General features: G+C 64.0%; 6 protein-coding genes. 5 read left to right on the forward strand and 1 reads right to left on the reverse strand.

All coding sequences use genetic code 11. The features are described from left to right. Nucleotides 1–94: 94 nt before the first annotated feature. The gene (locus tag N0P34_RS07935; RefSeq protein ID WP_275606475.1) at nucleotides 95–6,352 is read right to left on the reverse strand and encodes a hypothetical protein; all 6,258 of its coding nucleotides are present in this window, start codon (nucleotides 6,350–6,352) and stop codon (nucleotides 95–97) included. A 356-nt stretch (nucleotides 6,353–6,708) separates the two neighbouring features. Between N0P34_RS07935 and N0P34_RS07940 the strand changes: the two genes are divergently transcribed. The 5 genes from N0P34_RS07940 to cysG all read left to right on the forward strand — a co-directional run bounded on the left by N0P34_RS07940 (nucleotide 6,709) and on the right by cysG (nucleotide 11,943). Next, nucleotides 6,709–7,104: an Hpt domain-containing protein gene (locus N0P34_RS07940; protein ID WP_275606476.1), complete on the forward strand. Its 396-nt coding sequence runs from the start codon at nucleotides 6,709–6,711 to the stop codon at nucleotides 7,102–7,104. A gap of 112 nt (nucleotides 7,105–7,216) precedes the next feature. Continuing rightward, a complete protein-coding gene (locus tag N0P34_RS07945; protein WP_275606477.1) occupies nucleotides 7,217–8,821 on the forward strand; it encodes a peptide chain release factor 3 in 1,605 nt (534 codons plus the stop codon). Then, nucleotides 8,818–9,990 carry an SAM-dependent methyltransferase gene (locus N0P34_RS07950; protein ID WP_275606478.1) on the forward strand — a complete coding sequence of 391 codons (1,173 nt, stop codon included), beginning with the start codon at nucleotides 8,818–8,820 and terminating at the stop codon, nucleotides 9,988–9,990. Before N0P34_RS07945 ends, N0P34_RS07950 begins: the two co-directional genes overlap by 4 nt. A gap of 49 nt (nucleotides 9,991–10,039) precedes the next feature. Then, nucleotides 10,040–10,360 (forward strand): 2Fe-2S iron-sulfur cluster-binding protein, encoded by a 321-nt coding sequence (locus N0P34_RS07955; protein ID WP_275606479.1) that lies wholly within the window; start codon nucleotides 10,040–10,042, stop codon nucleotides 10,358–10,360. Between the two features lie 185 nt (nucleotides 10,361–10,545). Beyond that, a complete protein-coding gene (gene cysG, locus N0P34_RS07960) occupies nucleotides 10,546–11,943 on the forward strand; it encodes a siroheme synthase CysG (RefSeq protein ID WP_275606480.1) in 1,398 nt (465 codons plus the stop codon). Nucleotides 11,944–11,946: the final 3 nt, after the last annotated feature.

Below are 11,946 nucleotides of genomic sequence, written 5' to 3' on the forward strand. Positions count from 1 at the left end.
ATCCCCGTCTCAGCCTGTTCCCAGCGACGCCTCCGGCCATAAAAAAAAGCCCCGGTCTCTACCGGGGCTTTTTCGTTCGTTCCGTTGGCTAGGCTTAGCTGAGCCGGCCGCTTGCATGGGCGAGAGTGGTGTAGACCTTGCCGCGATCCGACAGCAGATATTCGCGGGTCTCGGCGGCAGGACGCGGGCCGGCAGCGGCGCGCTTCAGCAATTGCTCGAAGTCGCTCATATAGGCCTGTGCCGTCCGCATGAAGTCGGCGTCGCGCTGCAGGCGCTTGCGAACTTCGTCATACGTACCCTGGCCAGTCAGCGTGTAGATGCGGCGCGAAAACACGTTGGACTCGCCGGCCTGGTAGCGGCCCCAGGCCTCGGCGAGGGCACCGTCGTCGATGGCACGGGCAATTTCCTCGGTCAGGGTCGAGAGGCCCTGGGGTGCCTGGGCGCCGGCCTGCTTGGCCGAAGCATTGCGCAGCACGTCGCGGAGCCATCCACCTTCACCGGCCTGCGCCTGAGCTTCTGCCCGTGGAGCAGGTGCGGCCTGGGGGGCAGCAGGGGCGGGGGCAGGCGCTGGTGCCTGTGCCGGAGCTTGGGCCACAGCGGCCGGCTGCTCGGCAGGGCGTGCACGGATCGGGTCGACGAGCGGCTGGGCCGCCTGTGCCGGTTCGGGCTGACGCGGTGCCGGGTCGGGCTGGCGCAGGGCCGCACGCGAGCTGGCGCGACGATCGGTGACGTCGTGGGTTGCCGGCTGGTTGCGGACGATGGCGTTGAGTTCGGAGAGTGCCTCGATCTGCTCGGCAACGACACGGCGCATGGCCGCGGCGCTGGCGCGGGTTTCTTCCGGCAGCTCGTTGACGCCACGAGCCAGTTCGGCGCGCGTGGCTTCCAGTTCGCCGCCAACTTCGCGGGCCGTTTCGCGCATGGCGCGGGCGGTCTCGCCGAAGCGATGGGTGGCGTCTTCGATGGCCTGCTGCATTTCTGCGATCAGGCGGCGCTGAGCATCCTGGAGCGCAGCATTGGTGCGGCGGCTTTCGCCATCCGCGGTTTCGCGGAAATCGCCAAGGCGACCGGTGACTTCCTCTGTGGTTTCGTCCAGCGCCTTGCGAACGATGTCGGTCGACTGGTCGACCGCCTGGCGCAATTGGCCGGTGTTCGAGGCGATGGCGCCGCGCACGGACTGGGTCGAGTCGGCGATCGTGTCGGCCAGCGTGCTGGTCGTGGTCGTGAGCACGTCGGTAACACTGCCGGCGGTCGAGGAGAGGAGGTCGCTGACCTTGTTGGCGTTCTCTTCCAGGGCAGCATTGACCTGATTGGCCTGGCCGGCGAGAGCCGAGCGGACCGCGGTCGAGGTCTGGCTGAGAGCGGCGGCAGCGGCTTCGGCAGCGCGCTGGACAGCGCCATCGACCTGTGCGGCGTTGTTGCCCAGGGTCTGGGTGAAACGCTCATTGGTCGAGTAGAGCGCATCATTGACGCTGGTGGTTGCCGTTTCGAGCGCCTGGGTGATGGCCTGGGTGCTCTGGCCGAGTGTGTCGGTGACCTGGAAGCTGGTCGCCTGCAGGGCCTCATCCATGGCCCGGCGTGCGCTGATGAGGCGACGCTCGGTTTCCTGGACGGTATCGGCGATCGACTGGGCGAACATGCGCATGCGGCCGTCGATGTCGTCGGCGCGCGAGGCAAAGCTCTCGGCGAGGGCTTCCATGGCGCCGCGACGCTCCTCGAGGGTTTCGAGGGCGGAGCCGCTGGTCGATTCGAGAGCCCGCGAGGCCTGGTTCATGCTCACCACTTCGACGTCGAGACGGCCGAGGATGGAGGCAAATTCGTCGACCATGGAGCGGATGGTCTGCTGCAGGGCGCCGACATGCTGGCCGACGAGGATGCCGGCTTCCTCGGTCTGGCCCATGGCTTCGCGCATCGTGCCGGCATAATTGGCGGTCTGCTGGGCGATGCTGGTTTCGAGCGTTGCCAGATTGGTGGTCGAGGCGTCGAGCACGTGCTGCAGCATCAAATTGGAATCGTTGAGCTTGCTGAGCGCGGTCGTGACGTCGTTGAGAATGCGGGACGTCGAGGTCGCCATGACCTCTTCGGCCTCGCGTGCGTTCTCAGAGAGGGCATCGCGCAGGATATTGCCATGGCCGCGCAGGGCGTTCTGCAGTTCGGCGGAGCGTTCATTGACCAGCGCCGCGAAGGCGGCGGTATGGTTGGAAACCGAGCGATTGACCTCGCCCAGGCGCTCTTCGATCGAGGTCACGCTGTCGACTGCCTTAACCGTCACGATCTCGTCGATATTGTGCGCGGCCATGCGGAACTGGTCGAGGGCGGAGCGCACCGCGATGTCCATGCGGGTGGCGGTGTTCTCGACATCGGCAGCGATCGTGTGCGTCGCGGCGGTGATGCGCGTCGCGATCGTCTCCTCGATGCGGTCGGCCCCGGCTTCGAGATCGGCCATGGACTGGGTGATCGAGGTATTGATCGAGGAGTTGAGCGAAGCCAGACGCTCGGCCGTGATGTCGGCCCGCGCCGTGATGGCCTCGGGCAGGGTGCCAAGACGCTGGTCGACAAGGTCGATCATGGACTGGCGCGCGGCATTGACGCCGGCTTCGACGATGTCGGTGGCCTTGCGCACATTCTCGTGGAAATTGACGCTGGCGGCATCCATGCGGCTCGTCACATTGCGTTCGCTCTCGTCCACGCGGGCGAGGGCGGTGTCGATACCGGCAGTGAGCGCACCGCTGATTTCGTTGACGCGACCCGAGACCGTCGAAGACATGTCTTCAAGACGGGTGGTCATGGTCTCGGTGGCGGTGCGCAGCGAGGCGTCGATGGATTGGCGGGCGACGACACTGTGCTGGTCGAGCGTCTGGGCCATTTCTGCGGTGTGCAGGCCGATCGTCTCGCCCATGGAGTTGGTGTGGTTGGTCAGCGTGTCGGACAGGGCCTGCGTGCGGGCGGCAAGGGCACTGCTCAATTGGTGCGTGCGCGTGCCGACCGTGGTTGCCAGCTCCTGGGTGCGGCTGTCGATGGCTTCGGCGAACTCGGTTGCGCGGTTTTCGAGCGCGCTGTTGAGAGCGGCTGTCCGGCTGTCGAGCGTTGCGGTGATGTCAGCCGAATGGCTGCCGAGCGTTGAATCCAGTTCGGCGGTCCGGGTGGCCAGATTGGTGTTCAGCTCCTGCGCATGCGCATCGAGGGCTTCGGTCATCAGCGTTGTGCGGGCGCTGACGTCTTCCACGAGCTGGGTGGCGCGATAATCGATGGCGCTGGTCAGGCGGCCACGGCCTTCCTCGAGCTTTGCGCCCAGGGCGAGGGTGCGGCTGTCCAGTTCTTCGGCGAGGCGATCGACGCGGGCATCGATGGTATTGCCAAGCGCCTGGGTGCGAACGTCGATGCTGGCCGAAAAGATGTCGGCGCGTGCATCAAGTCCGGAGGTCAGCGCATTGGTGCGCTCATCGAGGCCTTCGGTGAGGGCGGATGTCCGCTCGTCAAGGCCAGCCGTCAGCGCGGCAGCGCGCTCATCGAGACCAGCATTGAGGGCATTGGTGCGCTCATCAATGCCTGCCTTGAGTGCGGCACTGCGCATGTCCAGACTTGCCCTGAGGGCGAGGGTGCGCTCATCGAGACCGGCATTGAGGGTGCTGGTGCGCTCGTCGATCCCTGTGGTCAGGGCGTTGGCGCGTTCATCCAGGCCGGCAGTGAGGGCAGATGCGCGCTGGTCGAGGCCGGCGTTGAACGCCGCTGTGCGGGCATACAGCCCCGATGTCAGCGCGGCGGTCCGCTCATCCAGACCAGTCGTGAGCGCGGTCGTCTGCTCGTCAAGACCGGTAGTGAACGCGGCTGCGCGTTCTTCGAGGAGCGAAGCACGTTCTTCGAGGCCCGCCGTCAGGGCGGCAGTGCGCTCGTCGAGACCTGTGGTCAAAGCCGCGGACTTCTCCTCGATGATCGTGTGAAGAGCATTGGCGCGCAGGGTGATGCCCGAGGTCAGAGCGCCTGTGCGGGCGTCGATGCCGCTGGTCAGCGCATGGGCCTGCTCGGCGATGTCGCTGGTGAGGGCAGCGCTGCGGGCCGCAAGCGCTTCGTTGAGCGCGGTGGCCTTCTCGTCCAGGGCGCCGGTCAGGGCGCTGGTGCGCTCGTCCATGGTGTGGCCGAGAACTTCGGTGCGGATGTCGAGGGCGCTGGCAAGGGCCTCGGTCCGGATATCGAGGCCGCTGGTCAGTTCGTCGGTACGCTGATCGAGGCGCGAAGTCAGCAGATTGGTGCGTTCGTCGAGCTGGCTGGTGAGGGCGCCGGTACGGCTTTCGAGCTCCAGCGACAGGGCGTTCGAGCGCTCGGACAGCGTGTCCGCGAGATCCCGGGTCCGGCCGGTAATGGCCTGCTCGAAACCCTGCGTGCTGATGGTGAGGGTCTCGCCCAGCTGCTGGGCCTGCTGGCGAATGGCTTCGCCCATTTCGTGACCGCGACCGCTCAGGGTTGTTTCGAGGGCCTCAGCGCCAGACGCGATTGCGCCGGCAATGTCGCTTGTCCGGGTGGTGAGGATATCGTCGATGCGGCCGGTGCGGCTGTCGATCGTCTCGCTCAGGGCGGCGGTGTAGGTGTCGAGCGTGCTCGAGATTTCCTGGGCACTGCTGATCAGGCTTTCGGCAATGGCCTTGGTCTTGGCGCCGATGACCTCGTTCATCTCGCGGGTGCGCTCGGTGACGACGTCGTTGAAGCGGCCGGATTCCTTGTCGAGCGCCATTTCAAGAACATTGGCGCGGGTCGCAAAGCTGCTGCCATGCTCGTCGAGGCGGGACAGCAGGCGGTCGCCCTTGTCGCCGATGACATTGTCGAGCGCGTGCAGGCGATCATCGAGAACGCCGGTGATTTCGTTCAGGCGGGCGTCGAAGAGACCAAGCGAATCCTGGCCGGCCGAGGACAGCGTGATGCGCGCGCGTTCGGACGTATCGTCCAGTGCGCCATTGATTTCGATCAGCGCGGACTGGAGGCGGCTTTCCATGGCGTTGAGCTGGATGGAGACGGATTCGTCGAGCTGGCGCGACAGCGCGGACAGCAGGCTCTCGGCCTCGTGCGAGCGGCCGGAGATGTCTTCGGAAACGCGTTGGCCAATCTGTTCGAGGGCCGCGCTGACAAGATCGCCGCGTTCACGCAGCTGATCGACCAGCTTGGTGCCGCCGATGGCCAGCAGATTTGCAAGGGCGTCGGTCTGGTCCTGATAGGCGGAGGTAAAGGACGCGGTGTGCGATTCCAACGTGCCGCCGATCGTACTGGCGCGGCTGTCGAGTGCTTCGATCAGCGCCTGGATTTGCCCTTCGACCACGGCTGCCATCTCGGCGGAGCGGGATTCGATATTGACGCTGAGGGAGTTGGACTGGTCTTCCAGCGTCCGCTGAACGCGAGAAGCGCTGTCATCCAGCGCCGAGAGGAAGTCGGTGGTGCGGTTGTCGACCAGCTGGGCGAAGTCGGTCGATCGCTCGGAGAATGTCGTGTTCAGGACATTGCCCGTGGTCTCGAGCGCACGGGTGAGATTGCCGCCGCTTTCGACGATGGTGCCGGCGATGCGCTGGCTGATCATGTCGAGGTCGAAGACGAGGCCGGTGTGGCTCTCAGTGATGGCTTCGCGGACACGCTCGGTATTGGTGAGGACGCTTTCACGCTGGCTGGCCAGTTCGGCGATCAGCGCGCGCATGCGCGATTCATTGTCCGAATAGGTGCGCTCGAGGGCCGTGACCTCGTTGTGGATCATCACTTCGAGTTCGCCGGCGCGGGTGAGGGCGCGTTCGAGCCCGTCGCCCAGGGCGTTTACTTCGCGGCGCACGGCCTGGCCCACGGAAGCGACCTTGTCGGCAGCGGTCACTTCGGGTTCGGCGAGGCGGATGGCGGCCTGGGTGATGGAGGATGCGGCATTGCGCAAATCCTGGGCGCGGCGAATGAGCGTCGCCACGGCGAAGAAGCCGAGAACCGGCAGCACGATGATGGCGAGGATGGCAATGAATTCGATGGTGCCGGCGAATTGTCCGAAATTGGCCATTTCCGGACCGTAGCGCAGCACGGCAACGGTTACGCCTGCGGTGACCCAGAGTGCGGAGAGGACAATGGCAAGCCAGGTCGGCGTCGAGGACGACCGGTTCTGAAGGCCGTAGAGCAAGCGCGACGTAGAGGCGCGATCGTCATTGGCAACGGCGCCGGCCTGCTGGGCGATCTTGTCGGCCGTGCGCAGCCGTTCGGACTTGCTGGGCTCGCTTGGCTTGCGCTCCGACTGGCGGTTGGCGGGATCGAGGCTGAACACCGATTCCTTGAGGGCGTCTTCCACTGCTGAAAACGCCAGCGCGGCAGGATCGTTCTGGGGCGTCGGGTTCTTGGCCATACTCTCTACAACTCTCGCGTCGGCACTACAGCGACATGGCGGACTGAAGGAGCAGTCTTTAACCCCGGTCCCCTTTCGGAGCACGTGGTCAAACCGGAACAATTCGATGCAAATGCCCCGCACCGTTCCGAACCTTCGCCGCCGCGCGCTGGCTCATCGTTCACTATTACATTCAATTTGATGCAAACCGAACTTTTTCCTAGCGAAAGGTTAATTTTCGCGTGGAAACGGGCGGAGAGGAACGGCAAACAAAGGCAAAGATGTGGCTTAAGAAGCTGTTCATGGGTGCAATCTAGGCTGGGTGGCGCGAGGCGGTCCAATTGTCTGCCGGCTTCGCATTGGCGAGGAGTTGGACCATGGCGCGTAACACAGCTGCTGCAAAGCCGGAGGCGGCCCCGCAGGTCCGCTCGCGCACGATGCGCCCGATCGATCTCGTACACCTGGCCAAGCAATGTCTTGGTGATGAAGGGCTGGAGCTGGAAATCCTGCGGCTCTTCGATACCACCATCGCCACTTATTATGCGCGGCTGCGTGCCGCGGCCACGCCCGAGCAGATCGCGATGAACCTTCACGCCATCAAGGGAGCCGCCTCGGGGGTTGGCGCCTGGACAATCGCCGACATGGCGGTTGCACTCGAAGCGGATATTCGCGGCGGACAGCCAATGGTGGCGGAGCGCGTCGACGATCTGGGTCTTGCTGTCGAAGATGTGCGCGGCTACATCGCCCGCCTGCTGGTCGGCGCGCCCGAATAAGGCGATCACGCGGCTGGTGTTTGACCGCGCTTGCGGCTTCTTTTATAGAGCCCGCACAGTTTAGTCGTTCGCGCCGGCCCTGGTCTGGCGCCCACGAGGCCCGGTCGCTTCCATGTCCCTATCGCCTTCCGTCGCCGAGGCCTCCCCTCGTGCCGCCCTTGAACCTTTCCGCACCCGCCGTACCTTTGCGATCATTTCGCATCCGGACGCCGGCAAGACCACGCTGACCGAGCGCCTGTTGGCGGCGGCCGGCGCGATCCAGTCTGCCGGCGCCGTGCGCGGCAAGGCCGGGCAGCGTTCGACGCGCTCGGACTGGATGGAGATGGAGCAGCAGCGCGGCATTTCCATCACTTCGTCGGTGATGACCTTCGACTATGACGGGCTGACGCTCAATCTGCTCGATACGCCGGGCCACTCGGACTTTTCCGAGGACACCTACCGCACCCTCACGGCTGTCGATGCGGCCATCATGGTCATCGACGCCGCCAAGGGTATCGAAGCCCAGACGCAAAAACTCTTTGAAGTGTGCCGCCTCCGCGACATCCCGATCATCACCTTCATCAACAAGGTGGACCGCGAGGGTATCGCGCCGCTCGATCTCATCGACGAAATCCAGAGCAAGCTCGCTCTCGATCTGACGCCGATACTCTGGCCGATCGGCATGGGTGTCGATTTCTTCGGCTATATCGATTTGCTGGAGAAGCGTGTCGTCAACCCGCAGGGCAAGCCGATCGCCGAATATGAGCAGCTCGAAGATTTGCTCGACGTATCGGCATTGGCGGACAACCCCGTGTTCATGACGGCGATCGAGACGCTGGAAATGGCACAGGCCATGCTGCCCAAGTTCGATCTCGAAACCTTCCATGCCGGCCATTTGAGCCCGGTCCTGTTCGGTTCGGCGCTGCGGGGCATCTCGGTGGCCGAACTCCTGCGCACATTGGGCGAGTGGGGTCCCGAGCCGCGGCCGCAGCCGGCATTGCCGGCCCCGATCCCGCCCTCGGACAAGAAGGTCACCGGTTTCGTATTCAAGGTGCAGGCGAACATGGACGCCAACCACCGCGACCGCATCGCCTTCGTGCGCCTTTGCTCGGGCACCTTCACCCGCGGCATGCGCCTCAAGAATGTGCGCTCGGGCAAGGACATGGCCGTGTCCAACCCGATGTTCTTTTTCGGCAATAACCGCGAGCTGGCAGAAGAGGCCGTGGCCGGCGATATTGTGGGTATCCCCAATCACGGTACGCTCTCGGTCGGCGACACGCTGACCGAAGGCGCCAATATCAATGTGACGGGTATTCCGAACTTCGCGCCGGAAATCATCCGCCGCGTGCGCCTGACCGATCACATGAAGACCAAGCAGATGGCCAAGGCCCTCTCGGATCTGGCCGAGGAGGGTGTAACCCAGGTCTTCCGCCGCATGGTCGGTGCGGACTGGATCGTGGGCGTGGTCGGCCAGCTACAGCTCGAAGTGCTCGCCAGTCGCGTGGGCAAGGAATATGGCGTGCCGATCACTTTCGAGCCCATGGGGTTCGAAGTGGCGCGTTGGGTCGAAAGCGACGATCCGGCCGAACTCAACCGCTTCATCACCGCCCAGAAGGTCAATATGGCCGAGGATCGCTCGGGCGCGCCGGTATTTCTCGCGCAGAACGCCTGGTGGGCCGATCGCGCCAAGCAGGATTGGCCCAAGATCCGCTTCCTCACCACCAAGGAACGGCATTGAGCGCCCCCGACCGCATCGCCGAGTTCCTCGAGGCCGTCTCCGCGTCCTTCGCGGACGGCTCTTTGCTGAAACTCAAATGCGGCGGCTACAACGGTCCGGAAGCCGAACTCAAATCGTTCGAGGCGCGAAAAGTCTCGATCAAGGCCGGCGAGCGCCTAAGCTTTGTGTTTCGCTACAAGACGCGCGACATCACCAAGAATTTCTCCATCGAGGAGGCGCGCGCCTTTCTGGGTGAGGCCCTCGGAACGATCTGGCGCAGCGCGCAGCTTGAGACGACAAATTTCGACATCAAGTTCGAGATCCAGGGCGACAAAATCCATTTCAAACGCCGGGCCGTGAGCGGCCGCGAGGCCGCGACGGCGAGCCACGACCGCACCAAGAACCGCCCCCTGACTGAAACCGACAAACCGTGGCTGCACGCCCTCGGCATCACCGGCAAGGACGGCGCCGTGCGCGCCGATGCGCAGGATAAATTCCGCCAGATCAACAAGATGGTTGAAATCTTTGCGCCCCTGATTCAGGGCCTTAAAGCAGAGAATCCGCGCATTCTCGATATGGGCGCGGGCAAGGGCTATCTCGATTTCGCGCTCTACGACTATCTCTCGGGCCAGGGCAAGAGCGCGGAGATCATCGGTGTCGAGCTGCGGCCCCAATTGGTCAGCGACGGCAACGCGACTGCCAAGGCGTCTGGCTTTGCCGGGTTGCGGTTCGAAGCCGGAAGCATTCTCGACTATGACGCCAGCGGCGCTGACGCGGTCATTGCGCTCCATGCCTGCGACACGGCGACGGACGATGCCATTTTCCAGGGCATCAGGGCAGGGGCCGATCTCATCGCCGTGGCGCCCTGCTGCCACAAGCAGATCCGCCGCGAGATTGAGCGCGGACAGAGCGACGACCGCCTCGAGTTCCTCCTTCGCCACGGCACTTTCCTCGAAAAGCAGTCCGAGATGGTGACCGATGGTCTGCGCTCGCTGCTGCTCGAGGCCAGTGGCTATCGCACCAAGGTGTTCGAGTTCGTGTCCGATGCCCACACGCCCAAGAACAATCTGATCGTCGCGCAAAAGGGCAAGGCGCCCTCGCGTGAAGCGACACTGTCACGCATTGCCGAAGTGAAGGCGATGTTTGGTATAAGCCGGCACTACCTCGAAGGCCTGCTCGGCCTTTCCTGAGCCGCTCCGAGCCCCTATATGGCTTGAGAACAGCAAGATCCTGAGACCCATGACCAAAATCACTTTTGTTACCGCCAATGGCGAGCGCATCGAGACGGAAGCTGAAAACGGCGCGACCGTCATGGAAACTGCCATCATGAATGCCGTTCCCGGCATCGTTGCCGAGTGCGGCGGCGCCTGCACCTGCGCGACGTGCCATGTCTATGTCGACGATGCCTGGCGCGAGACAGTCGGCGGCCCGTCCTCGATGGAAGAGGACATGCTCGACTTTGCCTTCGACGTCCGCGACGAGAGCCGTCTCTCGTGCCAGATCAAGGTGCGCGACACTCTTGACGGGCTCGTCGTCCACGTGCCGACCCGCCAGGGCTGAGCCCCTTTTAAAGCAAAATTTTCTCTCGATGGGCCGGTCGAGGATTCATTTGGCGGCGCACCGGGTCTGGTGCGCCGCCCATTCCAATCCCTGTCGTGGCAGAGAAATATAAAAGCTATTGAATTTCAAAGTCTTGTGGCGAGGAGTGCGTTTGGATTAGTTTCCAGCATCTTTCGAACAGGATCATGATGGGCAGTCTCAACACATTTCCGTTGAGTTTTAAGGTCAAGGGCAAGCGCATAATCATCGTCGGCGGTGACGATGAGGCCCTCAACAAGGTCAGGTTGGTTTCTAAGACTACTGCTTCGATAGAGATTTACTCCCAGCACATCGAAGCTGACTTCTCCCAGTTTCCTGCCAGCATTTTCGAGCGCGCCATCACCGCTGCCGACATCTTTGGCGCAGCTTTGGTCTTCGTTGCCGAAGAGAGTGCCGACGCAGAGCTGGCCAAGGCCGAAGCGCGGCGCCGCGGCATTCCGCTCAATGTCGTCGACGTCCCCGCCGAGTGCGATTTCTACACCCCGTCCATTGTCGATCGCGCGCCGCTGACCGTCGCCATCTCCACCGAAGGCGATGCCCCGGTGCTGGCGCGGCTGGTACGGGCGCAGATCGAAGCCTTGCTGTCTCCGGGCATCGGCAAAATCGCGAGTCTCGCCGGTGGGTTACGCCACAAGGTTGAGAGCCTGATTCAGGACGGTGCAGCCCGTCGTCGCTTCTACGAGGACCTCGTCACCTCGCCCGCCATCGAGCGCGCCAGACTTGCCGGCGAAGGCAATGCAGAGGCCGAAAAGCTTCTGGCCGCCCATGCGGCTGGGGGCAGGGGCGCGGGCGTCGTCTGGCTGATTGGCGCGGGCCCGGGCTCCGAAGACCTCCTCACCCTGCGTGCCCAGCGCCTGCTGCAGCAGGCAGACGTCATCGTTCACGATCAGCTTGTCCCTGCCGCCGTCGTCGAGATGGGCCGCCGCGACGCAGAGCAGATTTCCGTCGGCAAGGCCAAGGGGCACCATTCCTTCAGCCAGGCCCAGATCAACACGCTGCTCGTGCGCCTTGCCGGCGAAGGCAAGAAAGTCGCCCGGCTAAAATCCGGCGATCCGATGATCTTCGGTCGGGCCGGCGAAGAGATCGCTGCACTGCGCAAGGCAGGCTTTGCCTACGAGATCGTGCCGGGCGTCAGCGCTGCTCTGGCCGCCGCCTCCGACACGGCTACGCCGGTCACCCTCCGAAAAGTCTCGAGCGGTTTTGTCATGGCAACGGCCCATGGCGCCGACGACGGCGATCTCGCCCATTGGGCGGCGCTGGCGCAGTCCGGGCTGACGCTGGCGCTCTACATGGGCAAGTCCATCGCGGCCGAGACCGCCGGCCGCCTCATCGCCCATGGTGCGGAAGCCGATCTTCCGATTGGCATCGTGGTCAATGCGGGGCGTGCCGACAGCCGCAATTATTCCGGCACGCTTGGCGCTGTGGCGCAGGGTGTCGTCGATTTTCCCGATGGTCCGGCGGTGATCCTCATCGGCCGTGCGATCGCGTCGGGTGACTGGTCCGCGACAGCGGCCGCCGCCCAAAATAGTTTCAAGGTAGCGTGACAT

It is taken from the genome of Devosia sp. FJ2-5-3 (assembly GCF_029201545.1).
GTDB lineage: Bacteria > Pseudomonadota > Alphaproteobacteria > Rhizobiales > Devosiaceae > Devosia.

Excerpts from the sequence above, each read along its gene's own strand:
- N0P34_RS07935 (WP_275606475.1), bottom strand. The coding sequence starts at position 6,352 with ATGGCCAAGAACCCGACGCCCCAGAACGATCCTGCCGCGCTGGCGTTT.
- N0P34_RS07940 (WP_275606476.1), top strand. The coding sequence starts at position 6,709 with ATGGCGCGTAACACAGCTGCTGCAAAGCCGGAGGCGGCCCCGCAGGTC.
- N0P34_RS07945 (WP_275606477.1), top strand. The coding sequence starts at position 7,217 with ATGTCCCTATCGCCTTCCGTCGCCGAGGCCTCCCCTCGTGCCGCCCTT.
- N0P34_RS07955 (WP_275606479.1), top strand. The coding sequence starts at position 10,040 with ATGACCAAAATCACTTTTGTTACCGCCAATGGCGAGCGCATCGAGACG.
- cysG (WP_275606480.1), top strand. The coding sequence starts at position 10,546 with ATGATGGGCAGTCTCAACACATTTCCGTTGAGTTTTAAGGTCAAGGGC.